Below are 24,871 nucleotides of genomic sequence, written 5' to 3' on the forward strand. Positions count from 1 at the left end.
TGCATTTCACTCCTTGATTAAAACACTCCTAGTAAGACCCTAGATTACTTATAATTATGGTGACCTAATAGAACAACTGTTGGTCTCCTCTTTATTAATCATAATGGGACGATTAATTCATTGAATGTTCAGTAGAAATAAAAAAAATATTACATGTAATACCCTAAAAATTTACATCATCATCTTTTCTCTTTTAAAAGAATAGACTAATTATATCTATTCGACTGGGGGTATTATTATGAAGAACAACTATCCATTTCGACAAACCTATGGTGACGGGTTTCCCCAACATAAAATCAACCAAAAAGGGGACGTTCGTACACCAAGAGTTGACCTTTTTGAAATGGAGCACCAATTTTATCTACGATTAAGTCTTCCAGGTGTAAAAAAACGAAATCTTAAAGTCTATCTTACTAAACAAGATCTCTTAGAAATTAAGGGCGAAGTCACTACAACTCCTCCAGAACATGTAAAAAAAGTAATTATACAGGAAATTTATCAGGGTCCCTTTTACCGAACGGTTCATATTCCAGGAAAAGTTGACAAGGATACAATTGCATTTTCCTATAATGGCGGTATTTTAGAGGTAATTCTAAACAAGATTTAACTGCTTGAAATTATTGAGCCTATAAAAAAACAATCACCTGCTTTTTCAAGTCAGGTGATTGTTTTCTATACCATTCCAGGGTATCCGGAACTATAACAATTCAGATGGTTATAGGGATGGTAATATAAATAACCAGGGAACATGTTGTATAGAAATGGTAGATATTTTGGGTTAGATTTTTGGTTCATAACTCCATTAGCAGGATCATGAAGAGAAGATTGATAGGGACTCATTTGTATATTAGATCCATCACCATATGCATTCCCAACACCATTGGTTGTACTTGATGTGCTTACAGAACCGGAAAAATTACCTTTACCTACAACTAAGGACGAGGTTCCTGACATACTGTATACCTTGAAACTTCCAATGTTAATTTCAATCTGTGGAATAACGATCCCTTCTTTCTAAAAATCTGCTGGAATGTCTAATTGAGCCTCCACTTTCTTAAACGTGTAAACTAATACACCATCTTCATAACTTGCTGAAAAATCTGTTGTTTGGATCGGGGTTTTAAGATGTATTTCCCTTTCATATTCCTTCTGTGGTAATTCACTTTTTAATAAATTCTTTGCACCACCCGGTTTCATTGAGCGTTGTTTTACTTTAAAAGAGACGATTTGGTGACTATGAAAATTAAGTTTAACATCATCTATTTTAGATAATCCCGGTACAACAAGACATAAGTAAAGGAATTCATCACATTCCCATAGCTCAAACGGAAAAATTCGCAGATTTCTTCCTTTCAACGTATTTAACCCATGAACTGTTCCCCAAAATTCACTGTTAAACACAGAGTTATATTGCTTTACCATATTTCTAATTTCTTGTAAATATTCTGGAGAAAAATGCGATTTCGGCAAATGATTAAACGGAAAGCCGTCCTTTTGATTGAAGAATTCCATGACCTCACTTCCCTCCTAATATGAGTACCCTTATAGGTTATTCAGGCTACAGCTCAATGGTTCATGAACTTTACCTAACACGTTAGAAAGTTAGAATGTGTGGAAAGCCCCCGGTACAAAGAAGGTTTATCGATTAATAAGCTATTGATCTATTAATCATAAAGATATACAAAAAACCTTAGGATTACCCCTCAACCATTGGCAGGGTAGCTTTCTCAAACAAATAACTCCTTTCAAATCAAGTCGCAGTTATGACATTAATCTAAAAGGAGTTGTTTTAGGAAATCTATTCAAAAAATATTGTAATTATAGTTTGGCGGTTACAAACACAACCTTAAGGAATCTAATGCAGCATATTGTCATCTTTTCGATCTATGTAAAGTGTTCCATCCTGTTGCACTTCAGCATAGAAAACTTCAGAAACTTGAGATATGCCTTCCTTTTGTAACTGTTGATTGACCCAATTTTCATCTAAATTTAATCTTGAAAGATTTGTTGTATTGATAACTCCATCTGAAATTACTTGGGTAGCCGTAGGATATGCTTTTACCTTATTCGGTATATTTAAATCTCCTTTGGTTGCAGGCTGTTTATTTTCATACTTCATGACTGAAAGTTGTCCACTTGTTTCAAAAATTGCATAATTAACATCTTTAATAGAAAAAACATCCTTTTGCCTTAGCAATGTATTTAGGGAGTCCATATCCAATTGAGTTTTTCGAAGGGCATCTTCCATTATTTTCCCTTCTTTTATGACGATAATCGGCTCACCTGTCGTAATTTTCCGCGCTTCTTTAAATTTAATATCAATAAAAGCCATCACAAGTGTAAAAACAGTCCAACCAACTAACGCTATAATCCCGTTTCGTATACTTAAAGTCGAACTAACCACAAGATTGGCTGCAATCGAACCAATTGCAATAGCAGATACAAAATTAAAAAACGTCATTTGACTTATTTCTTTTCTGCCCATTATTCTTGTCAAAATAAACAATGTTGTAAAAGAAAGGAATATTCTTATTAAAAGTTCTGATATAACCATAAAGACCTCACCTTTCAAATTTTATATTTATCACTCTAACCATTTTATGGAAACCTTATTCGATTATTAAAGATTTAGCGTTATTAATTGACCCTTTTATAGAGTAAGGAACTGAAAGTAAAAAAGAGATAGCTCGCGCTAGCTCCTTTTACTTTCATCTCCTCAATAAACCGTAGTTAGGTCTTCTCCTCACCTGTCAAAATGTTCTTTCTTCTTCAACTAACGGTTCGTTAGCTTAAGTTTAGCTATTGTTAAGAATGTACCTATAAATTTTCAGCTAATTCTTTGATTACTTTTTTTGCTTCAGATGCAAATTCGACCGAGGCATTATAATAGTCTTGACCATCTTTTATAAGTGAAAAATCACCAATTTCAATTTTTATTAAAGTACTACCATTTAGGTTCTCTAAATGAAAGAGATAGGGTTTTCAGCTAATTCTTCTGTATATCTCACCTTATACTTAAATGGTTTAGTTAAATATATATAAGCCATTCCAGCAACATCTTCGTAGGTTATTTGTTCTTTTAATTTTTAAACACTTCGATTCACCCTTTCCATATCTTTTAATTCTTCCACTAGAGGAGATTAAATATTTTTTATATATGCTATATTTCTAGTAATAAAAAATAATTTTGAGGTTTCTCTGAAAATAAGCAACCCTTTGTCACTTCTTCAACCGCCCATTTCGAGGCCAAAAACGCATCGAATGTCCGCAAAAAAACACCCAACACGCTCTTCCATTAACTAAAACCACTTTCGTCCTCTACTCGGTCTTCGCTTAAGTACATACAGTTCGTTATTTCTCTAAAAACCTCATATTCTACTAGTTTACCGGACAGTTAATTCCTTATTTCCATTATGTTGCAAATTTAGCTATTTTTATAGCAAATAATAAACCCGTTAGCCGCTTTTATTCGCAACCGGCCTTTTTTGGGGTCAATAAGGCACCGAATGTCCGCTAAAGATTCACCTATCATGTCTTCGATCATAGAGATATTAGGTTGCATCTCACCTTATAATTAGTCACTAAAGAATTTAACAACTTTTACCGTGTGCTAAAGAAGTATGAATATTATGAGTAATCGGACCTTTTCCCTACTAACGAGTCACAAGTCAATGAGCCTGTCCCCACGAACCACAATAATGATTGACGATATTTTCAATTTACCATATATTATATATGAATACATGATCATATGTTTAATAAAAGAGGTGTTCAATGTGGTTTATGACGTTATCGTGGTCGGTGGAGGCCAAGCGGGGCTGTCAATGGGATATTATTTAAAAAAGTCTACTTTATCGTTTCTTATACTTGATAACCATGAGCGAATTGGAGATGTTTGGCGAAAAAGATATGATTCTTTAGTATTATTTACTCCCCGTTTATATAGTTCTTTACATGGATTAGCACTGTATGGCGATCCGGTTGGGTTTCCAACCAAGAATGAAATTGCAGATTACCTAGAGCGTTACGTCCAGACATTTGATTTACCCATCCAGCTGAATACTGAAGTCAGCAAGATAACGAAACAAGGGTCTATATTCTTGCTCGAAACACAGTCTTCGGTACTTGAAGCAAAAAACGTTGTAATTACATCAGGACCTTTTCACAATCCCAATATCCCCTCCTTTTCAAATCAACTTTCAAAGGATGTGGTCCAACTACATTCTTCACAATATAAAAATCCCTCTCAATTAAAAGAGGGGAATGTATTAGTCGTTGGCGGGGGAAATTCTGGCTCTCAAATAGCAGTCGAACTTTCTGAATACCACGATACGTACCTCTCAAGTAGTCAGCCATTTCGATTCTTACCATTAACTTTATTAAAAAGGAGTATATTTGAGTGGTTCGATAAATTAGGAATTTTACAAGCAAATACCTCTTCCTTTATTGGAAAACGAATTCAGAGTCAAGGAGATCCTATATTTGGGTATGAGTTAAAAGAAAGATTAAAAAGTAAACAAATAACATTAAAGTGCAGAACGGTGGAAGCAGATGATCAATTTATTTATTTTAATGATCATTCCTCATTAAAAGTTGATAATTTGATTTGGTCAACTGGATTTTTACCTAATTACTCTTGGATTGATCTTCCTAACCTTCTTTATTCGAATGGGAAAGTACATCATAAGCGCGGAATTACATCCATTGATGGCCTTTATTTTCTCGGGTTACCATGGCAACACCGTAGAGGCTCTGCTTTAGTACTAGGTGTTGGAGATGATGCAAAGTTTCTATATGAACACATTAAACAAAGGGCTTGATCCACAGTACAAAAAAAGCACCAATCATCACTTTATGGACAATTGGTGCTTGATCTTTTACAATTTGTTATTATGTTTTAAACAGAAACTGCCTAATTGTTCTTATGGTATTAAAACAATAGGATCACTTACAAAACCTCACAGATCTTTCCTTGCAGAAACACTATTCCACCATTATAGGTATTTTAACAACGAAGGTACTACCCTTGCCCACTTCACTGGAAACCTGAATAGTACCCTTATGGTTCTCTACAATCCATTTCGCGATCGAAAGTCCAAGTCCATGCCCTCCAGCATAGCGGGTCCTTGCTTGATCCACCCGATAAAAGCGTTCGAAGATTCGACCATAATCCTCTGGATTAATGCCAATCCCTGTATCTCTCATAGTTAAATACAATTCTTTTCCCCGAATCGAAAGAAAGAGAAACGCCTTGCCGCCATTTGGAGTATATTTGATTGAATTGTCCAATAAAATATAAAGTAATTGCGTTAACCTTTGGGAATCTCCATTTACTATTACTGTTTTAGGGGCATCGAAATGAAGTTTAATTTGTTTGGTTTCGGCCAACGCTCGTACAGATTCAACTGCCTCCTCTGCAATCGGACGAAAATCAAACCTTTCATTCACGAGCTCGACGGTTCCCGAATCCGACCGTGCCAATGTCAATAAATCACCCACCAGCCCCGACATTCTTTTCACTTCATTTTTCATATTAAAAAGGAGTTTATGTGCATATTCCTCTTTTTGCAACTCCAACGTCATTTCCAATGCATTGATTGATGAAAGTAATACACTTAAGGGCGTTCGTAATTCATGCGAAGCATCAGCGACAAATTCACGTTGTCTAGAAAAAGCACGGGTAATTGGAACCATCGCCTTTTTGGACATAAAGTAACTGATTACAAGAGCCACACCTAAAAAAAGAACGGCTAAGCCTGTTAGAATTACGGGCAGCATTTTAAAAAATGAATAAGCAAACGAAACCTCCTTACCAATATAAAGTATACCAACCGCTTTTCTATTATAGTAAATAGGCTCCCCAGCGATCATTAACCGAATAGTATCCGTTCTTTGAGTGGGGTGAAACTCATCCCTTCTCGATTTATTAGTTGGTTTCCTTTCAAAAAAATTAACTTCAAACGTTTCTTGAAGAATTTCATTTCTCCCTGGATTCCAACCCGAAATTGCGGTTAAAATTGGCGTTCGGAGCTCTGGAATAAGCTCATCTCCTAGCACCAACTCTTCCGAAAGATTTACAACATAAAAGAAAAATTGATCAACATCTTTTACAAGTGACTCTTGGTTACGAAACTCTAAATCACCTCTATGATTTTGATATCGTAAATATTCCTCAATGTTTCTCGCTTCCTGTTGCACACTAGATATCAATTCACGTTCTTGGTCCTTGAAGATCGTTAGGTACAGAATTGAATAAACAACAATGATAAAAAGGACGAGGAAAAGCATAAGTAAACCACTGTATAATAAGGTTAATCGAAATTGTGTTCTTTCAAAAATGTCTCTTTTACGAAAAAAATGGATGGAGGAGCGACTTTTAGCTCTCAACTTTATAGCCCACCCCCCTAATACTTTGGAGTAAATCCTGTTTTCCAACTATATTTAATTTTTTTCGAAGTAATTTAATCGTTGCATCAATAGTTTTTGTCGATACATCGGCATCAAAGCCCCAGATTCGATCAAGAATTACCTCTCGCGGAAGAACTTGTCCTTTATTTTGAACTAACAAATCTAGTAATTGGAATTCACGTGGACTTAACTGAATTTCCTCTTTGCCCTGAATAACTTTTTGACTCGTTCGATTAATGACCAAGCCATGAATAGCAATCTGATCCTCTATTATTGGGGCATAGTTACGACGTGTAAGTGCACGTAAGCGAGCAAGGAGCTCCTCGATTTCAAATGGCTTGATGAGATAATCATCGGCTCCCGCATCTAAACCGTTAATGCGATCTTCCACTGCATCCTTTGCAGTTAACATTAAGATTGCCCTGGAGTAGCCCTCGCTTCTAAGTTTTCGGCAAACGGAGGTACCATCTCCGTTCGGCATCATCCAGTCCAATATTAAAACATCATAATAGGATACTTTGACATATTCATATGCATCTTCTCCATCCATCACCCAATCAACCTTGTAGCCAGCCTTCTTCATTAACATAAAGCGAATTAATTCACCAAGCTGCAGATCGTCCTCTGCTAATAGAATATTCAAGTTACACACCTCTTTTTTTACCAGTCAATATTATTTCTATTAATACTACTCTTATAAACACTTTAAGGAAAGATAAATGGCATGAAAAACAATAAACAATACCCACCGCAACGCAGGTTACGGTGGATATTAAATAGAGAGGAAATTTCGTGCAGATTTATTTTAATTCGAAACGATGAAAATTTGATGAAAAATAGAAAAATACACCCAAGGTACCTGAGTGAATTCGAAATAAACTTGTGGAATCCCTACGTTAAACACGAAATTACTGACGATATAATAACCTGCTAAGAGGGATTGACCAACTAGTAAAAATCCTAAAATTATCGATGGAATCCATTTGACTCTGGCCACAAACCCCTTTATTTTTCGATGAGCAAAGCTTTCTTTGCATATAGTAAGGGAAGTCAATAAAGATTGAACCAAAATATATGATGCCAACACACTAGCTGTAACCATAATTGCCCGTTCATTACCAAGATAGATCGGTAATGCTAGGGCAGCAATAAAAGACAGAGCCCATAAAAGTTCAAGAGCGCGGCGGATCCACAACAACATTGAAACAGCAATTAGACCTATAACAATATATAACATCAACCTATAGTTGTAAGTAGAAACAAAGTAAAAAGCTCCAATTGCCGCTATTAACGTTACTGTATCACACACATATGAAATAAACGTATGTTTGAATGTTTGCGAGTAAGCAGTCTCCAGGCATCGCCTTTTTTTAACAACTTGATTTGATTGCTTTTCCCTCCAGACAAAAGGACCCTACTCACTTCATGAAGCAGCGAATAAAAGTTCAAAAGATACGTTCGAACATAAGGTAGTTTAGTTACAACAAACGCTGCCGCCATGTAAACAATAATTGTCAATGAATGCATCTTCATTATTCTCCTTTCTTTTTAATAAGAAAAGGAAGCACCAAAGAATGAAATGGTACTTCCTCCTAGGTCATACATAAACTTGCTTTACGATAGTGCCTCTTTTTCACTTTTTAATTTCACTAATTCTCTATTTAATTCTTCCTCGTTTACATAAGATGTTTCGTATTTAACTAATGGATTGGAAAATGAATTGCCTGCTTGTACCTCTGCTTCCATTAATAAAATACGGTCTTCTGAACGAGCCAATCCTCTTAAAATATTGTCAGTTTGGAATGAACCAGCAACTTTTTGAATGTCCTTAATTGACTGTGCAACGTTTACACGTGAAGCTAAAAGGATTTTCTTATGTTGCAGTTCATTATATGTTTGGTGCAGTTCATCCACTTTTTCTGTTAGCATTTCAGTCTGCTCTTTAATCACTTCATATTGCTGCTCATAAAGACTTAACTGCTTTTCATACGTAAGTTTTTCTTGTACAGCCAATTTAGCAATGGTCTCCTCATCTTGGTCAAGAGCCAGTTTCGCCTGACGTGTTCTTTTTTCCACTACTGCTTTTGTTTCCAAAATAAGTGCTGCTTGTTTATTTTCTGCAAAAATCTGACGTGATAAAGCTCTTTGTGCTTTTATAATTTCTTGCTCCATTTCTCTAGAGTATTCGTTTAGCATCGCAATTGGATCTTCAAGGTTATCAAGCCATCCATTCATATCAGCTTTTGCTATCGTTTTGATTCTTTTAAATAAACCCATTTTAATCATTCTCCTTTTTTGTTCATTACATTATTTTCCCATTGATCTAATACACTTGCTTTTTGTGTCGATATAGGTCTTTGTGAACTCATTAAAGATGTATCTATAAACGTTTGCATTGAGGAAACTTTCGATTTTCTTCTTAGCCATTTCACTACCAAAAACAAAACGACAAGCCCTACAATTAAGAAAAGTAGGAATCCAAACCAAGAAAATCCATTATAATGTTGGTGCCCCATGTGTTGCGGTCCCCAACCATGGTGTGGGGTCATACCTTTTGGGCCATGTCCATGGAAACCATCAGCAAGAGCGCGTAAGCCTCCAAATAGAAAATGGAATACATTCATAACTAGGATCATTGTCGCAATGTTAACCGTCCAGAATATGCCTTTTTTCACTTTTGCATTCATCGCATTCGTACCTCCTTTCGTACTTGATGTTTGTAGTTTAGTAGACTTTGGTGAAAACTTAGTGAAAAAGAAAAAATGTAAAATTGATAGATCTATTTTTATCCCGACACAGATGCTCATTAGTACAATAAATATGGAAATAGGTTAAAGGGTAAATAGGTGGTAGTCATGAACTTTTGAAGCATGCACTTCAGACCAGTAATCTACTTTATGAAAGTAGCGGAATATTTAAGTTTTACGGAGGCCAAATTGAAAAAACCTGGTGTATTTAGCTAGTAGCATAACAATACAACAGGTTGTACCTAATAATATTTGAAACTATATTTAATTCTAAAATTCATAACTGTTACTTACCTTTCTTATTCAACAACCTACATTTGCTGAACAAGAAATGGCACATTAGATTATTCAATTAATATCAATTTCTCCAATAACAGGTCTACCGGTCGAATGATATTCTATATTGTAATGACTTGTTTCGTCGAGGGGAAAACAATTTCTTCCATCGAAGATAATGGGGGTTTTCATTAGTTCTGCAAATATTGTTAAAGGCAGTTCCTTAAACTCAGACCACTCTGTAACGATCACTGCTAAGTCGGCACCTAGTAGGGTTTCATCTATGTTTGAAGTTAAGACTACTTTATTTGATAATATGCTTTTTGCTTTTTCCATGGCAATTGGATCATATGCAAATACTTGTGCACCTTCTGATAGAAATTGTTCAGAGATTGCCAAAGAAGGTGCATTGCGAATATCATCGGTATTTGGTTTAAATGCCAGTCCTAATAAAGCTATTTTTTTATCTTTTAAAGTACTAAAACGATTTTTAGCCTTTTCGACTATACGAACAGGTTGTTTATGATTGACGTTTATTACTGTTTCTAACATTTCAAAATGGTATCCCGCTTGATCAGCGATTTGCAACAGCGCTGCAGTATCCTTAGGGAAACAAGAACCTCCATATCCAACACCCGCTTGAAGAAATTGCTTTCCAATTCGAGAATCTAACCCAATTCCTCTCGCAATTTCATCTACATTTCCCCCAAGTTTTTCACATACATTCGCAATTTCGTTCATAAAACTTATTTTCATTGCTAAAAATGAATTTGCAGCATACTTAATCATTTCAGCACTGTAAAGATTCGTCTTCATAATTGGAATATGAAATCTCTTATTAATATCTTCGATAACCGCTGCGGCCTGCTCATTTTCATAACCTATAATAATACGATCTCCTTTAAAAGTATCTTCAATCGCTGATCCTTCTCTTAAAAATTCAGGATTAGAAATCACTTCAATCCGAATGGTAGGATCCTTTACTTTCGTTTGAATGAATTCCTTAATAAACTTATTCGTTCCAACTGGGACAGTACTTTTTATAACAACGATTACGTCTTTTGTCACATGAACAGCAATTTCATTTGCAACATGATTTACATACGTTAAATCTGCTGATCCATCTTCTTTTATCGGCGTATCTACAGTAATATAAATGACTTCAGCATGCGCAAGGCCGACTTTATAATCTGTAGTAAATTGCAATGTACCTTTTTTTATATTTCGTTTTAGTAAATCTTCTAAACCTGGTTCATAGAAAGGGGAATGGCCTTTTTTCAACATATCAACCCTAGTGGAATCCACATCTATGCATGTCACATGATGACCTATTTCAGAGAGACAAGCACCTGTTACAAGACCAACATATCCGATTCCTATAATTGTTAAGTTTCTCATGGTTGCTTTACATACCCTTCTTCAAAATTCAAAGTCAGATTGCTTATAATAAGCATTACTTCTATCGTTACATTCAATTTTTCCATTCATATAAAACAAGATGATGATATACTGGATCAAATAATTCTTGAGAAGTAAACTCAGCTCTTTTTATTACTGATTTTTCCACATTAATTCCTTGGCTCTTAAACCCTTCTATAACATGGCCAGTGACAAAAACTTTTTGATGGCCATACTCCTTTACGAGCTGTTGAAATAATTCGTACGTCCAAACTCTTTCATAATTAAATTGCACTTCAAGATATTCCATTATTCTCGTTTCTTCCCAAGCAAATACAAGGACTGGGCCTTTTTGTTTTTCTAAGTATTGACTAAGCTGATAGGTTGCAGGAAGTTCATGTTCCTGTATGTGCATGTACTGGTTTCCTATGAAAAACTGATAAATTATTAATGAAAGCAAGACAATAGTAGTACCCTTTAAATGTTTTACAACATTCATTTTTAATAGTAACCAAAATCCAATGAAAATTAGTAATGGGGCAATGTGTCTCGGTTTATCAATATTTTGGGCGAAAAGAGCCCAAAGAAAATAAGCGAATGTACCTGCTGCTAACAAGCAATAAAACGCTTTTTGAGCTCCGTTCATACTTACCTTTTTGTAACCTAACAATAATGCTATAATAGAAAATCCAACCAATACCACTATTGATTTCCCCGTTAGTCCAACCCAAATTAGGTTATGACCGATTAAAGTAAGTAAGCGGCTAAAAAGCGGGGTTTTATCCTCAGTCACAGCTCCTCCCCACTCATTAAAATGGCCATTAGTAAAAGAAAAAGCTAGACTAAAAAATCCTTCCAAGTTTCCTTCTGATACCAATAAAGCACTTACCCATCCTAATTGAAAAAGTACCGCCAATATGAAAAGGGTTACCATTTTTATCCATTTATTTTTATGTACACTACGCTTCCAATAAATGAACCATAGCCCAATGATCATAAGCCCGAATGCTAGATACGATAACCTTGTTCCCAACAATAAACCAAAGAATAATAAAGGGAATATTTGATATAAAAAATGATTTTTATCTAAGGCAAGTAAAACACTCCACAAAAACCACCATAGCATACTAATAGCTGCAGCTTCAGACATGGGCATTGAGGAAAGCACGTTCATATAAGGAAACGTTTGCCACATTAAAACAGCCAGTAAACTATATTGAATTTTAAAATACCGTTTGGCAATGAAAAACATAGGTACTGCAGATAGTCCCATCATAATTTTATTAAAGATCACTAACGCTGCAACTGGATCAGCAAACCATTTATTGACAACCATTCCACCCCAAACAAAAATAGGATAACCAGGAAAATGCGGCTGCATCATTCGGATATCAAAACGTTCCAACGCTAAAGCAAAGTCAACCTGATCCCAAGTAGCAGCATATGTACCTATGTAATAGAAACGATTAATCACTACAAATAATATACCTAGAAAGAGCAGCAAACTGATAATCTTCTCTCTTTTAATCCTATTAAGCTTTTTATTTATCATAGCTACTCCTCATTTCCAACTCACTAATCTGTTATTAGCTTACAAATCATTTACTTTTTTGTAGCCCATTGACTTTGTAAGAAGATGTGCAGTTTGATCAATGTTCACTTTTTGAACTGGACGTCTCATCTCTTTATTAATGGCTGGAAAAACAGATGTGATATAAGCCTTGAATTTAATAAAAGACTGTCCTTTTGTACGTACATGATATTGAATGGGTACTTCTTGAACACGAAAACCTTTTCGCACTAAATTCAGAGTAATAACTTGAGCGTAATTATAATTATGTATAATCTCAGCATTCTCCATCGCTTGTCGACTAAATGCCCGCATGCCCGATTGACCATCGTAGATCCACGTTCTTAGCAATAGCGATTGCAGCATCGTAAAGAAGTAATTACCTAACCGCCGATGAATTTTCATCCCTTGAATGGATCCAAGAAATCTTGAACCCATTGTATAATCTGCTTTCCCCTCAAAGATCGGTGCTAATAGATCCGGAATTTGTTTGGCTGGATATTCGTTATCCGCATCAATCATAACCGCTATATCTGCACCAAGTTCATAAGCCTTTTTCAAACCAGTTCGAACCGCTGCACCTAAGCCTTCATTTTTTTGTTTCTGAACTACAAAATCTACACCGGCTTTTTTGGCAATATGGACTGTTCGATCCGTCGAACCGTCATCTATTAACAAGACGTCAACCTTTACATTCGGGTGAAATGACCGCGGAATAGTTTTAATGACGTCTTGAATCGAATCTTCTTCATTATAAGCTGGTAAAAATACGATTATATATTGTTGACTTCCCATCTTGATTCCCCTTTATCGCTTCTGTAAGTACTGGACCTCTTGAATGGCTTGGATATGGCGCACCTAACAGATAAGCCAATGTTGGTGCCATAGATACTAGACTATGTTTGTCTTCAATTTTTTGTCCTGATTGAATGTGCGGTCCATTCATAAAGAAAGGAACAAATCGTTCACCTTCATCTAAATGACCGTGTCCGCCAATTCCATCAGCCTGTCCATGATCTGCACAGATGATTAATGTCGTATTTTCCATTTTTCCATTGACTGCAAGCCAATCGACAAAGTTGTTGATCAACTTGTCAGCTTCCTCGATTTTTTCAATATATTCATCATATAGGACACCGCGACTATGACCTGTTTGATCCGTTCCGATCAGCTGCACGATAAAAAGGTCAGGATCCTGTACCGCCATAATTCTTTTAGCACCTTCGATAATGTTTTTATCAGCCACATCATTTTTCATCACTGCTGTAACCGTATCCACATCATCTCCGAATGAATCTACGAGGTGGGCAATTCCTAGTAATCTACCTTTTTTCCCTATTTTTCTTAAAGAATCAAAAATACTTTCTACTTTGATCCCTAATTTCCAAACCATATTAGAGGTAATGCCATGTTCAAACGGATAGGTACCGGTAAACATTGATGAAAAACAGACCACCGTCCGAGCAGGATAGACCGTTTCCATATTGGTATACTCTGTTCCTGTGTTCTTTAGGTGATCCATAAACGGAGTATGCGCTTCAGCAAACCGTTCTTTTCTCATTCCATCGACAACAATTACAATCACTTTCTCATTTAAAGCTTGAGTTGTAGCAGGGATATTATTGGTATAGTCCGTATATGGTTTGGGTTTCCAATCAAATAAGTTATAATGCAAAATCCATGCGAATAGCAGTATTCCTAAACTCGCTACCAAACTGAAATAAATCAATGAAAGATCCATACCGATCATTGTATTCTGTCTATAAAAATAATCCCATAAACCTAAAAGTAATAGAAACTTAGGCAGTTGCTCTTGTGCATTGCCACTTGTTGAATCACTATTCTTTAAAACTAGTTTCCAAAAACGCGTAAAGTTTAGCCAAGATGTTCCTATGCGTAAGTGATAGTAAAATGTTCCCCAAAAGAAAACTGTAAAAAAGAAATATAGTCCGATTGCAAACAAAAGTAATGGAATGTTTACTTCATTCCATATAATTAGAAATATAACAATAGGAATCCAAAGATAATTTCTGAGAAATAATGGAAAGTCATAGATAAAATAAATTGTAAAAAAAGGGATGACTAACAGTAAACTAACCAGTAACGCAGTCCAGTCAAGACTTTCTAACTGACTAAACTGAAATATACACATCGTACCAAGCACAAAAATAGGAGTGAATGGTTTTCCCTCATTTAATAGATTCCAACACCGTGCGGCAACTTTTTCAAATTTGGATGCATGTTTCATTTTGCTGCTCCTTTCTTCTTAAACCAACTCTTGATGACTGACCATTTAATAGGAAATAATAAAACTGCAACTAATCCTGATACATAGGAAAATAAATATTTATATCCATGTGTGATGATTGCAAGATTAAAAGCTTGCTCCCAATCTACTTTAAATTGCACAAGGGCAAAACTCATTACGCTTTCATAGGAGGCAAATCCACCTGGTGCGAACTGAAAAATTGAAGATGCAACAGTAAGACTATTTACCCAAGTAGCTTGTAAAAGATCCATTTGATGTCCTGAAGTTTGGACAACACCATAAATAACAACGGACTCAAGTACCCAACTTAGCATGACAAGCATAAAAATGACTAGACCACGTGATGACTGAAAGATTTCCTTAATCAACATAAAATGTTTTTGTAAAAACGAATATTTTAAACAATATAAAACGATGAGAATGACACAACCTATCACAAAAGTGATGACACTATAGATCGCATATGAAAAATCAAGGTACACACCTAACCAGAAAGCTCCAACCGCTGAAAAGAATCCTAATATACACAAATCTAGCAATCTCATAACAAATACAGAATGAATAGACTGGTCTAGAGTGATCTCCTTATGGTGTGTCATCACCCCTACTCTAACAACTTCGCCAGCTTTAAATGGAAAAAGATGATTAAAAAAAAGGCTATAAAAAAGAGCACTTACATACACTCTTACAGATATAGTATTGTTCAAGTATAGCTTCCATCCGATTGCACGCAGGATAAATGCAAGCAAATAACAAAGTGTGATGACAAGAAGGAGAAAAGGGCTTTTTAACAGTTTTCCAGATTGTTCTACCAACAATTGATAATTCAAATGTCGCACTAATAGGAGGATAAAACTAACAAACAATACGAAACTACTTGTAAAGATTAGAACTCGAAATATTGTTTTGCCCATGATATCGTTCGATCTAATCCTTCTTCAATACTGACCATTGGTTTATATCCCAATTCTTGTTGTGCTTTTGTTATATCACTCCAGGTTATCGTCACATCGCCTTTTCTCATTGGCTTTCTCATTTGTTTCATTTTTGGAAATCTTACCTTTAAATGATCAAGCAAGCGTTCCATGGATACAGGTTTTCCATTTCCTAAATTATATATTTCAATTCCTCTAGAGTGATTGAGAGCTAGCCTTATTCCATTTGCAATATCTTCTATATATGTAAAATCTCTAGCCAATCCCTCCCCGAACACCTCAATCGTTTCATTCCTTATTAACTTCCGTATAAACTTAGGAATAGCCATATCCGGTCGACCCCATGGGCCATACACAGTAAAAAAACGTAGTATCGTCAATTGAAAACCATATAACGATTGATAAGCATGACAAAATGATTCTGCGCCATACTTTGCTGCCGCATACGGAGAAACTACATTCCCATTAGCAGCAATCTCAGCTAATGGACCCGCACCTTGGTTACCATATACAGAGGAAGATGAAGCAAATAGAACATGTTTTACATTTGCTTCACCGCTATACTTTAATACGTTTACGGTTGCTTTAATGTCCATATCAATATATTTATGCGGATCAACGATAGAATACGTTACCCCAGGAATGGCAGCTAAATGAATCACTGCATCAAACTTGGAGTCGGAAAAAACACTTTTGCAAAAATCCTCCTCAAGAAGATCCCCTTTAATAAACTCGAAAGTAGAACCTTTTTTACTTACTTGTTGAAGATGATCTACTTTTTGCTGAATATCGTAATACGGATCTAAATTATCAACAATAGTCACTTGATGATTTTGGGAGCACAGCATCTCGATCACGTGACCACCGATAAACCCTCCACCACCAGTAATCAACACATGCATTTTATATACCTCATTTCCAATCCTCTAAGTTGAACACACATAAAAAGAGATACACTTGAAACTTCCATTTCTACACAATTTTTTGTTCTTTGTTAACCGTTGTAGATTGTTGAACTTTCTTTCTTTTTCTTGCCAATAAAATGTACACGGATAAAAAGTATAACCAATACGCTCCAAATTCTTCGAGAGATGGATTATGCGTATATCCAAGAAACGCCTTAAAGAAAATCCCAATACCACCACCGATTAGTGGGTGATTACTCGTATCACGGATATATTGTTCTTCATCAATCGGATGTTCCGGCATAAACGATATAATATTGTAAATTTCACCGATTTCCCCGCCAGGTGTTTTATATAAGCTTCCCATTAACTTCAAATCTTGCATAACACCAATCCCTTGGACGATTAATCCTGCAGCAATAAGTGCAAGCAGAAATGAAGTTGCTTTAAAGAAAAGACCTAATGGAACCTTTTTCGTTCCTTTAAAAAAGTAATACGCTACTGCAGCTGCAGATAGTAAACCTAATAACGCTCCCCAGCTCGATAGGGCTTTTTGAATATCGCCACCACTTATAGCTGCAAAGAAAAAGACAGTCTCTATTCCTTCACGGAGAACGACAAGATACGAATGTATAAGCATATTAATAATACTGCCGGTTGTAATAATATGATTTACCTTTGATTGAATAGTAGATTGAAAGTTAATATTTTGTTGGCCAATAAACAAGATCATATGTGTCAGTAAGCCCGCTGAAATAAACATAATTGTAAATCGAAGATAGTTTTGGCTGGCCATTGACCCATACCCTATCAAGACTACTTGGAAGATGAGGGCTACACCGAAACTTGAAACAAGCGCAAGAACAACACCAACCCATACCCATTTATTCCAATGCGAATACTGCATTTTAGATAAATAAATAATAATAATACCGACAATTAATAATGCCTCTAGCGCTTCACGAAAAGTTATAATAAACGCCTGAAGGTCCACAAAATCCTCTCCTCTTAAAATTTTACGCAGAATTTAATTTAGATAAAATTTTTCTTTTTTATTATCCAAACAATTCCAACAATCAGTCCTAAAGTACCTATTATGATAAGGAAGGAAAAAATCGGATTTGTTTTATTAACTGTTTCCATTGGTGCATGGGCTGTACTAACCGCAGCAACTTGCTCATCTGTTCCCTCTACTGATTTAGTTTCTTGTCCAACTTCTGATTGAGATTTTGTTTCTATTTCTTCCTTTTTAGTCTCAGTTGTTGCTTCTTTTTTGAATGTGGCTTCATTCTCAGCCGCTACATTCTCTTCCTTGCTTTCAGATTTTACATTGTCTGAATTCTGCTTTTCCTCATTTAAAACTTTATTTATTTCTCCATCTTGCTTACCTACGTCTTTAGTGACTGCCTTACTTTCATCTTCAACTTTAGCTGGTGCCTTTTGATCTTCTTTTTCCACAGTTTCACTGATTTGTGATTCCTTTTGTGTAGGTTGAGTCGGTTTTACTTGCTCCTGCTGTTTTTGTTCAGTCTTTGTTTGATCATTTGTTTTCTGTTCTGTTCCGCTAGCGGTTTGGTTTACCGGACTTGCTTTTTCAGTAGTATCTGTTTTGATTGCTTTCGAAGTTTCAGGTTCCGGTTGTTTAACAGTAGACTCCTTATAAGGAAAATGTGGCTTTAATGTAGTTAATATGTAAGCTGTTTGTTTTTTGAATTCTTCAATTTGGACAGTTTTCTCGCCCATACCAAATAATCCAGGATTTCCAATAGCGTCCAACGCTGCAACAAATGCTTCATCTAACTTACTTACTTCACCTGGGATTTTGGATTGAACATAGGGTTTGATGACATCAAATGTACCTTTTGCTTTACCTAGCAAAATTTTAACCTTGCCATAATCGTTAATATCTTTCTCTGCATAAGTAAATCGACGTTTTAAGTTTAAATATAAAACGTGACGATAGTTTTGAATCACTAACTCTTTTTGTTTCATCTCAAAGTTCACATCAAGTGTTACGGCGACAGATTTCCCAAAGTGTGAGCTAATTTCTGCTCTTCTAACTTTATATGCCTCATATGCTGCATTCCAATCCGGTGGCGAGCTTGATAGTTTAACATTAATTAATTTAAACGTTTCAGCAACGTCTTCTTGCGTCGGATCTCCATAAGAATAGGCTTGCACCGTTCCTGGTAACAAGAAGGTAATAAGAGTTAATAGCAGAAACATCTGCTTGAAATATTTTTTCATACATTGCGCTTCCCTTCTTTAAAATAAAATCAGTAGTTTGATAACATAAAAGATGTGTATATACATGTAGTAAGGGATAAGGCCGTATCTTATCCCTTACTCTATTAAGTTATTATTTTGAAGGAATTAAAATCTGTTGGCCGATCAAAATAAGACTAGGGTTTTCTAATTTATTATATTCTGCAAGCTCTTTCCAGTGGATGCCATACTCGACACCAATCTCTGAAAGTGTATCTCCTTTTTTCACAGTGTAGACGATATCATTAGTTGTTGAAGTAGTCTTCTTATCTGTTGGAATTACTTCTTGCTGTTTAATTGACTTTACATTTTCTTTTTCAGATACTTTAGAAGATGTGCCATGATCTAGTTGTGTAATAATTTTGATAATTTCTTCACCATGTTTTGTAGCCGCTGCTACATCGTTTGCTTGAACAGCTTTATAGAATTTTTCACCATGTGTTTGTAAGGATACATATGTTTCCTTACCTAAGTTTTCATTGATAAACACTTCAAGCATGCTAGCAAATGCATTTCCTTCTGCAGCATGGATTAACGCTTTACTTTGATCTCCTGTTGCTAAATCTTTATTTATAGCAGAATCAATATACTCGTTTACTTTTGCTGTAATCGCATTTGTCAACCATTTTTCGATTTGATCGCCATTTACATTTGCTCCATCACCGCTGCCAAATGACGCTCTGATACTATCAGACGCTTCCTTATCTCCGCCTGCTAAGTAATTATGAATTGGCATAAAGAAGAAATATCCTTCTGCTAAATGCGCTTTTTCAGTTGCAACGTCACCTTTAGCATGATCCTCAGGTACTTTATGTGCATATCTCGTTGTTGCAAGAACAAATACCTTCATCATTGTTTTTTGGAAATACTGGCGATATACATTAAAAGTAGTCACATCTCCTGTGTCAATCGCTTGTTTAAGTCCAGTTACTGCCACATTTCCTAAAAAGTCTTGCGTTAGTGTTCCGAAATCGTTATCTCGTTTTCCAGCCGTTATATAAACAGAACCTTCAAATAAAGTTAAGGCACGGTCTAATGCAATTAGAGCTTGCTGTTTATTGCCTTCTTCTAAGGCCTTTCCTGCTCCATTGCGAACTAAATCGTTGATCTCCTCATAAAAATACCATTGCAGACCTTTATCAACCGCTTGTTTCACTTGCCCTGAAGTTGCTTCTCCGTCCACACCTGCTTTTAACATTAACGTAATTTCATCGTTAATTTGTGAATTTCTCGCCTTCACTAATTCTGCGAAATTTTCTTCGTAGAACGCTTGCACTTCACTTAAATCAACCTCTTCAGTTGAGAAAAAGCTTTTCATAGTTTCAAAGTTTGCAAGTTGATTACCGCTAAGCTGATCTAGCAAGCTCTTCATTTCTTTACCATATTGTTCCGCTTTGTCCGCATCATTCGCTTTTACAGCATTAAAGAAATTTTCACCATAAGTTTGTAATGTTGAATAAGCATTCTTTCCTAGTTCGTCGTTAATAAAAACTTCAAGCTGGCTAGCAAATGCGTTGCCTTCTGCTGCATGTATTAATGCTTTTGCTTTGTCACCTGCTGCTAAATCCTTATGTATAGCACTATCGATATAGCCGTTCACTTTAGTTGTAATCGCTTGCATTAACCACTTTTCAATTTCAATTGCCTTAACAGCTGCACCATCACCGCTTCCGAAAGCGTTTTTAATGCTATCCGCAGCTTCTTTATTCCCTGATACTAAGTAATCATGGATCGGCATAAAGAAGAAATATCCTTCTGCTAAATGAGCTTTTAATGTCTCCGTATCACCTTTAGCATAATCTTCAGGAATTACATTCGCATATCGAGTTGTGGCAAGAACGAATACTTTCATCATTGTCTTTTCAAAGTATTGGCGCCAAACGTGGAAGTTGGTTACATCCTTGTTTTCAATTGCTGTTCTCATACCTGGAATTGCAATATTCTCGAAAAAGTCCTGCGTTAACGTGCCAAAATTGTTATCTCGTTTTCCAGCAGTAACTAGTACAGATCCTTCAAACAAAGTGATCGCTTTATCTAAATTCTCATTTGCTAATTGGATATTTCCATCAGCAAGAGCTGTTCCTGCTTCACGATCAAAATGTCTTACTTCGTTATAAAAAAACCATTGCAGCCCTTTATCAACAGCCTGTTTTACTTGCCCAACAGTTGCTTCCCCTTGAACACCTAATTCTAATAAAGCTGTAATATTTTCAGCTGCAACCACATCTCTTTCTTGGACAGCCATTTTAAAATGTTCATCATAGTATGCCTTTACTTTTGCTAAATCCACTTGATCCTCAGCAAAAAGCGCCTTAATTTCTTCAAAACTAGCAAGCTGATTTTTTTGAACAGAAACATCTGTTTTAACTTTAAATGCCTGCTCTACAGCAGCCTCAGCAGCTTTGGTTTCATTTGCAAATGGTGCAATCGCGTATGTACCACTTAAGCCGATTGAAAGTGCAAGAGTAGCAGAAATTAACTTCTTCTTATTCATTTTCGTCTCTCCTCTGTTGATAATGATTATCATTATTTATTACAACGACAATGATAATCATTATCATATGTAATGTCAACCTTATTTGAAAAATTTCTAATAAAAAATGTAAAAATATTATGAAAATGTGCTTATCTACATTACTTATTATTCGCGATATTGTTATTCTAAGAATGTTTTATAGAAAGACTTCTACGATTAGAACTACAAAAAAGACTTACCTAAACGATAAGTCTTTACCTACTAACTGCTTTTAAATTAATGCTATCAAGTACTCACAGGGACAGGTTTACTAACCAAGTACTATCCATCGCATTTTAGTTTACATAACAATTTTATAATTACCTATGTGTTAGTGCATAAAAGAAGTGCTGTTAACCATTCCTCTTTACCGTGGTCGAGTACCTGTCCGTACCTCGTTTCTGACTCGATCTTGTTTTTATTAAAATTTCTTTTTATAGCAGGATAATAAAATCAATCTAGACTGTACTTTTTCTTACTTTTTTCCATTGGGTTGATCTGCTGGTAGATGGTATTAGTTTTTTGTTTAATTAAATGCCAGAATGCAATCATGAATGTTCCTCCCCAAACGAATAATAGAACACTTGCTAGTATAGGGAGTGTTGATAATTTAAAAACAGAATGACCTAGACCAGTTTGGGTGCCGATTAGTATTATCATAAGCATCCATGCAATGCTCCCTAGATGAATCAGACGTTTTTTAAATGAATCCTTTACTTGAGCACTTTCCAAAAACAAGGCTGGTAGGACTAATGTTTGTAAAGCATGGAACCCAATTCCATGCAAGATAATGATATTACCGGCATCCCCCGTGAATCGGTCTTGTAGCAAAATCATCCAAATTCCAGCCATATTGGCTGCAATCACAGAGAGAAAAGCATAACGTATCCCCAATAGTATGAGAGGGCGTTCATAGGGGTACTTCATTCGAAGAAAATGGCTCGCTAGTATAACTGTTAAAGTTACAAGGACTAATGAAACAATTCCAAAAACCATTCCAGCAACCATATCAATAACATCACCTTCACGCGTAAAGCGAGGACTTAATCCTCTAAAGTTTTGGATCGTTTCAATCGTATAAGAATAGAAACTGGAAGAAATAAACAACCATCGGATTACTTTCTTTTGGCGGTTCCCAAATCTTGCTAGAGGTAAAATCGCTGCAATCGATAGTATAAACATTCCAATAGCAGCATTAAATGAAAAAGCATCCTTCATATTACCTTCAGGTAGTATAATCGAACCTTGAATCAAAATATAGACCCCAATACCTGCAGCAAGCATAAATCCAAATAACCCCGTAATTACAAGCCCAATTTCACCTTCAAACATTCTTGGTGATAGTTCAAGCTTTCGATTAGCATTCAAGAACTTTAACATGAATAATCCTCTCTTCCTTATGTTTTGACTTTTATTTATTCTTTAATTTATTTATTGATCAATAAATGAAAAGGCGAGATAAATCACATGCTTTATCTAAAAAGATTAAATAAAGCTAATTTAATTTTTTTCTGCCCTATAGTTTCAGTACAAGCTTTATTACAATTATTTATCAATCAATAAATAAGATGGTATAAAAAAAGAAAGGTTCCCCCCATCTTTTTTAACAATTATTATTAATTAATTGTGGCAGTTCCAATACCTCTGCTACGGTAATCAACAAACCCGTACCTATAAAGTGTGCGGCCGTTTCTTTTGCATTTGGTATTCCTACTTTTTCAAACTTCGAGCTTAAAGAGTCATACATAGTTAAAAATAGGTTTTGAACATGTTGGCGAATTCCTGGTTCTGCAATTGCATGTGCTTGCATAACCATCAAAACCTCGTCGCGATGTGTTCGCATGATTTGTTCAAATCCACGTCCCATTGTTTCAATTAATTGATCGGCTGGTGCCTGTATTTCTGCAAAAGTATCATAAATTCTTCCGAACGCACGGTCAATCACTGTCTTGAATAATTCTTCCTTATTCTCAAAAAAGTGAAACACATAGGGCTGTGTCACCCCTGCTGCTTTGGCAACCATTTTGGTCGTTGCCTTGTAATATCCATTTTCAGCGAATACGGCTACAGCATTTTCAATAATGACTTCCTTTTTATCTTCTGCAATTGCCATTAAGATCATCCTTGCACACTTATTTATTTATTGATCGATAAATAAATAATAGTCGAACTATTTTACGTTGTCAATATTTTACTAAAAAACTTTTGGGGTAAACATGGGGACATGTTAAGATGGTTCGCGCTTAAAAGTGGGAACCACAAGGACAGGCTTACTGGCCCTGTGGTTTAGTTTGCATAATAATTCTATAGTAATCTGATATATCTAACAAAAGTTCAATTAACCATGCCACTATAACGTGGTCGATGTACCTGTCCCCTTGGACCATTGATTTAAGGGAATACCAACAAGCCTTTTCCCAATTATTTCTCTCGCCAAATTATTTGAAGGTCCCATAACTATACCAGCTCGTGCATCACGATATAATCTTTCAAGTGTACCTTTTTTATATGCATAACCACCGGCGACATCCATTGCAATTTGTGCTACTAGGTTAGCAACCTCTGAGGCATGTACCTTAAACTCCAATAACTGATTGGATAATTCCTCAGATACTATTTGATGATTTTCAAACTGTTTTTGATCCAGTTGACTTGCAAGCTCCCTTCGCCAAGCCTGCAAGCTATCTACTGCAATTTTTGCTTGAGCAAGCTGGGCTCGAATCACTTGATAATCAGTTAGGCTCTTATTGACGTCTTGGTGAAATTTCCTTGTTGCATATGCAACCACTTCATCTAGAATTCCTTTTGCTGTACCGGCCCAAGCTGACCCTAAGCCAATAAGGTAGCCGGTGCCATTTTGAACGATATATTTACCTTCCCCCTCCTCTCCTATCCGGTCTTTCTCATGAACAAACACATTGTTGAATTTTAGAGGCGAACTATGATTTCCCTTTACACCAAGTGCATCCCATTCCCCTGGCTCTATTCCTTCCTGATGACCATTAATAATAAAATAACTTAAGTCTTCCGGTTTTTGAGCATTAGGTGATTTTGTCTGTACAACGTAGAAATCAGCGTGCCCACTACTCGTCGTAAAAGACTTCTCGGCATTGAGTAGATAACCGTCACCACTACGCTCTGCTTCGCTAAAATTATACCAATAATGACCACCTGTTGCACTTTCACTTGTAGACGTTGTGCCAATCCTTCCTGTCCTTCCTGGCTTTAGCCATCTATTCCATTGGTCCTCATTTCCGTGGTTGAAGATAATTCGTGTAGCTTCTACATGCATCGTATAAACAAGTGCAGTAGATGGACAACCACGCCCTATTTCTTCAACAATCGTTGAAAAAGCCGTATACACATCTCTTACTCCGGGTCCGCCTAAGCTTTTAGGTAAAAGAATATTATTAAAACCTGCAGCAGCTAAAGCTGCTAAATTTTCTTTCGGAAATTCATGATGACGGTCCAATTTGTCTGCATTAGGACGAATGATTTGATCTACGAGTTGCTGAATTTGTTCCTGGATTATTTCAATTGAAGTAGAATGATTGATTTCATTACTTACATATAACTTCGACAT

Annotated in this window: 21 protein-coding genes; 2 read left to right on the forward strand and 19 right to left on the reverse strand. The window is 35.8% G+C overall.

The genetic code is table 11. The features are described from left to right. The first annotated feature begins 238 nt into the window (after positions 1–238). On the forward strand, positions 239–607 hold the full coding sequence (locus C1724_RS08150) for an Hsp20/alpha crystallin family protein (protein ID WP_102346183.1): 369 nt from the start codon (positions 239–241) through the stop codon (positions 605–607). Between the two features lie 407 nt (positions 608–1,014). Here the strand turns inward: C1724_RS08150 and C1724_RS08160 are convergent, their stop codons facing one another. Beyond that, positions 1,015–1,512 carry an Hsp20/alpha crystallin family protein gene (locus tag C1724_RS08160; RefSeq protein WP_102346185.1) on the reverse strand — a complete coding sequence of 166 codons (498 nt, stop codon included), beginning with the start codon at positions 1,510–1,512 and terminating at the stop codon, positions 1,015–1,017. A gap of 343 nt (positions 1,513–1,855) precedes the next feature. Then, positions 1,856–2,554, reverse strand: a complete 699-nt coding sequence (locus C1724_RS08165) for a DUF421 domain-containing protein (protein ID WP_102346186.1) — start codon at positions 2,552–2,554, stop codon at positions 1,856–1,858. Between the two features lie 1,222 nt (positions 2,555–3,776). Here C1724_RS08165 and C1724_RS08170 point away from each other — a divergent pair. Beyond that, complete coding sequence (locus tag C1724_RS08170) at positions 3,777–4,820, forward strand: flavin-containing monooxygenase (protein ID WP_258000311.1); 1,044 nt, start codon at positions 3,777–3,779, stop codon at positions 4,818–4,820. Between the two features lie 163 nt (positions 4,821–4,983). Here the strand turns inward: C1724_RS08170 and C1724_RS08175 are convergent, their stop codons facing one another. The 17 genes from C1724_RS08175 to C1724_RS08260 all read right to left on the reverse strand — a co-directional run bounded on the left by C1724_RS08175 (position 4,984) and on the right by C1724_RS08260 (position 24,871). Then, on the reverse strand, positions 4,984–6,387 hold the full coding sequence (locus C1724_RS08175; RefSeq protein ID WP_258000312.1) for a sensor histidine kinase: 1,404 nt from the start codon (positions 6,385–6,387) through the stop codon (positions 4,984–4,986). Continuing rightward, entirely contained in the window at positions 6,377–7,051 is a 675-nt protein-coding gene (locus C1724_RS08180) for a response regulator transcription factor (RefSeq protein ID WP_102346187.1), read from the reverse strand. The genes C1724_RS08175 and C1724_RS08180 overlap by 11 nt, the downstream gene beginning before the upstream one ends. 162 nt (positions 7,052–7,213) lie before the next feature. Beyond that, positions 7,214–7,717, reverse strand: a complete 504-nt coding sequence (locus C1724_RS08185; RefSeq protein WP_180994179.1) for a hypothetical protein — start codon at positions 7,715–7,717, stop codon at positions 7,214–7,216. A 305-nt stretch (positions 7,718–8,022) separates the two neighbouring features. After that, positions 8,023–8,685: a PspA/IM30 family protein gene (locus C1724_RS08195; protein WP_180994180.1), complete on the reverse strand. Its 663-nt coding sequence runs from the start codon at positions 8,683–8,685 to the stop codon at positions 8,023–8,025. Positions 8,686–8,690: 5 nt separating this feature from the next. Then, positions 8,691–9,095, reverse strand: coding sequence for a hypothetical protein (locus C1724_RS08200; protein ID WP_102346191.1), 405 nt, complete (start codon positions 9,093–9,095; stop codon positions 8,691–8,693). A 408-nt stretch (positions 9,096–9,503) separates the two neighbouring features. After that, positions 9,504–10,829: a UDP-glucose dehydrogenase family protein gene (locus C1724_RS08205; RefSeq protein WP_102346192.1), complete on the reverse strand. Its 1,326-nt coding sequence runs from the start codon at positions 10,827–10,829 to the stop codon at positions 9,504–9,506. A gap of 73 nt (positions 10,830–10,902) precedes the next feature. After that, positions 10,903–12,381: a glycosyltransferase family 39 protein gene (locus tag C1724_RS08210; protein WP_102346193.1), complete on the reverse strand. Its 1,479-nt coding sequence runs from the start codon at positions 12,379–12,381 to the stop codon at positions 10,903–10,905. 39 nt (positions 12,382–12,420) lie between these two features. Further along, positions 12,421–13,194 (reverse strand): glycosyltransferase family 2 protein, encoded by a 774-nt coding sequence (locus C1724_RS08215; protein WP_102346194.1) that lies wholly within the window; start codon positions 13,192–13,194, stop codon positions 12,421–12,423. Then, on the reverse strand, positions 13,151–14,647 hold the full coding sequence (locus tag C1724_RS08220) for an alkaline phosphatase family protein (protein ID WP_102346195.1): 1,497 nt from the start codon (positions 14,645–14,647) through the stop codon (positions 13,151–13,153). The genes C1724_RS08215 and C1724_RS08220 overlap by 44 nt, the downstream gene beginning before the upstream one ends. Continuing rightward, the gene (locus C1724_RS08225) at positions 14,644–15,582 is read right to left on the reverse strand and encodes a lysylphosphatidylglycerol synthase transmembrane domain-containing protein (RefSeq protein WP_102346196.1); all 939 of its coding nucleotides are present in this window, start codon (positions 15,580–15,582) and stop codon (positions 14,644–14,646) included. The genes C1724_RS08220 and C1724_RS08225 overlap by 4 nt, the downstream gene beginning before the upstream one ends. Continuing rightward, positions 15,555–16,505: an NAD-dependent epimerase/dehydratase family protein gene (locus C1724_RS08230; RefSeq protein WP_102346197.1), complete on the reverse strand. Its 951-nt coding sequence runs from the start codon at positions 16,503–16,505 to the stop codon at positions 15,555–15,557. The genes C1724_RS08225 and C1724_RS08230 overlap by 28 nt, the downstream gene beginning before the upstream one ends. A gap of 70 nt (positions 16,506–16,575) precedes the next feature. Beyond that, positions 16,576–17,502 (reverse strand): FTR1 family iron permease, encoded by a 927-nt coding sequence (locus C1724_RS08235; protein WP_102346198.1) that lies wholly within the window; start codon positions 17,500–17,502, stop codon positions 16,576–16,578. A 38-nt stretch (positions 17,503–17,540) separates the two neighbouring features. Continuing rightward, positions 17,541–18,755 carry a hypothetical protein gene (locus C1724_RS08240; RefSeq protein ID WP_102346199.1) on the reverse strand — a complete coding sequence of 405 codons (1,215 nt, stop codon included), beginning with the start codon at positions 18,753–18,755 and terminating at the stop codon, positions 17,541–17,543. A 112-nt stretch (positions 18,756–18,867) separates the two neighbouring features. Further along, on the reverse strand, positions 18,868–21,267 hold the full coding sequence (locus C1724_RS08245) for a LysM peptidoglycan-binding domain-containing protein (protein ID WP_258000313.1): 2,400 nt from the start codon (positions 21,265–21,267) through the stop codon (positions 18,868–18,870). 474 nt (positions 21,268–21,741) lie between these two features. Continuing rightward, the gene (locus C1724_RS08250; RefSeq protein ID WP_180994181.1) at positions 21,742–22,668 is read right to left on the reverse strand and encodes a hypothetical protein; all 927 of its coding nucleotides are present in this window, start codon (positions 22,666–22,668) and stop codon (positions 21,742–21,744) included. Between the two features lie 223 nt (positions 22,669–22,891). Beyond that, the gene (locus C1724_RS08255) at positions 22,892–23,401 is read right to left on the reverse strand and encodes a TetR/AcrR family transcriptional regulator (protein ID WP_102346200.1); all 510 of its coding nucleotides are present in this window, start codon (positions 23,399–23,401) and stop codon (positions 22,892–22,894) included. Between the two features lie 237 nt (positions 23,402–23,638). Beyond that, the gene (locus tag C1724_RS08260; RefSeq protein ID WP_102346201.1) at positions 23,639–24,871 is read right to left on the reverse strand and encodes an acyl-CoA dehydrogenase family protein; all 1,233 of its coding nucleotides are present in this window, start codon (positions 24,869–24,871) and stop codon (positions 23,639–23,641) included.

It is taken from the genome of Bacillus sp. Marseille-P3661 (genome assembly GCF_900240995.1).
In the GTDB taxonomy this organism is placed as follows: domain Bacteria; phylum Bacillota; class Bacilli; order Bacillales; family Bacillaceae_J; genus OESV01.

Bases quoted from the DNA above. Each gene is read 5' to 3' on its own strand.
- C1724_RS08150 (WP_102346183.1), top strand. From the start codon at position 239: ATGAAGAACAACTATCCATTTCGACAAACCTATGGTGACGGGTTTCCC.
- C1724_RS08160 (WP_102346185.1), bottom strand. From the start codon at position 1,512: ATGGAATTCTTCAATCAAAAGGACGGCTTTCCGTTTAATCATTTGCCG.
- C1724_RS08165 (WP_102346186.1), bottom strand. From the start codon at position 2,554: ATGGTTATATCAGAACTTTTAATAAGAATATTCCTTTCTTTTACAACA.
- C1724_RS08195 (WP_180994180.1), bottom strand. From the start codon at position 8,685: ATGGGTTTATTTAAAAGAATCAAAACGATAGCAAAAGCTGATATGAAT.
- C1724_RS08200 (WP_102346191.1), bottom strand. From the start codon at position 9,095: ATGAATGCAAAAGTGAAAAAAGGCATATTCTGGACGGTTAACATTGCG.
- C1724_RS08205 (WP_102346192.1), bottom strand. From the start codon at position 10,829: ATGAGAAACTTAACAATTATAGGAATCGGATATGTTGGTCTTGTAACA.
- C1724_RS08210 (WP_102346193.1), bottom strand. From the start codon at position 12,381: ATGATAAATAAAAAGCTTAATAGGATTAAAAGAGAGAAGATTATCAGT.
- C1724_RS08215 (WP_102346194.1), bottom strand. From the start codon at position 13,194: ATGGGAAGTCAACAATATATAATCGTATTTTTACCAGCTTATAATGAA.
- C1724_RS08220 (WP_102346195.1), bottom strand. From the start codon at position 14,647: ATGAAACATGCATCCAAATTTGAAAAAGTTGCCGCACGGTGTTGGAAT.
- C1724_RS08225 (WP_102346196.1), bottom strand. From the start codon at position 15,582: ATGGGCAAAACAATATTTCGAGTTCTAATCTTTACAAGTAGTTTCGTA.
- C1724_RS08230 (WP_102346197.1), bottom strand. From the start codon at position 16,505: ATGCATGTGTTGATTACTGGTGGTGGAGGGTTTATCGGTGGTCACGTG.
- C1724_RS08240 (WP_102346199.1), bottom strand. From the start codon at position 18,755: ATGAAAAAATATTTCAAGCAGATGTTTCTGCTATTAACTCTTATTACC.
- C1724_RS08245 (WP_258000313.1), bottom strand. From the start codon at position 21,267: ATGAATAAGAAGAAGTTAATTTCTGCTACTCTTGCACTTTCAATCGGC.
- C1724_RS08250 (WP_180994181.1), bottom strand. From the start codon at position 22,668: ATGTTAAAGTTCTTGAATGCTAATCGAAAGCTTGAACTATCACCAAGA.
- C1724_RS08255 (WP_102346200.1), bottom strand. From the start codon at position 23,401: ATGGCAATTGCAGAAGATAAAAAGGAAGTCATTATTGAAAATGCTGTA.
- C1724_RS08260 (WP_102346201.1), bottom strand. From the start codon at position 24,871: ATGTCGAAGTTATATGTAAGTAATGAAATCAATCATTCTACTTCAATT.